Source organism: Paraburkholderia sp. BR10954, assembly GCF_040965775.1.
GTDB lineage: Bacteria > Pseudomonadota > Gammaproteobacteria > Burkholderiales > Burkholderiaceae > Paraburkholderia > Paraburkholderia youngii.
The window spans coordinates 1-383 of sequence record NZ_JBFRCK010000247.1 but is presented as its reverse complement, the minus strand read 5'-3'; the positions used below and the strand labels follow the sequence as shown (position 1 = coordinate 383).

General features: G+C 53.5%; 1 pseudogene. It reads right to left on the bottom strand.

Annotated features, from left to right (window positions below):
- Positions 1-268: 268 nt before the first annotated feature.
- Positions 269-383, bottom strand: a pseudogene (locus AB4Y34_RS42090) (IS5/IS1182 family transposase); the annotation flags it as partial.

The following is a 383-nucleotide window of genomic DNA, read 5'->3' as shown; positions in this document are numbered from 1 at the left end:
GTCGGCCCTTGCGGTTCGATGATCGCGCATTCCGTGTGTCCAAAGTAGTCCCCATCACTTGAAGTAACGGGCATCACTTTGGACACCGGCTTCAGCTCTGTCCATGCGGCCACGGAATGACGCTTACATTGCTCAGAGCAAACAACGTCGTGATCTGGCCTGTGTTCTTCATCAAACCGCGATATAGGGTCTTCAGCCGCTCGATCTGATCGTATATCGCGTCCAAACGATCACTCAGATTCAGCTTTTTGCGCTTGCCTAGAGCGTGTTAGGAACTTTGAAGTACTGGCACGGCGTGGACAAGCATGAGCATTGCGAAGACGACGAAATGAAGCCCAGCGAGAGTTTCGGGAAGCCGTTCATAGTCACGTGCGAGACGCCGG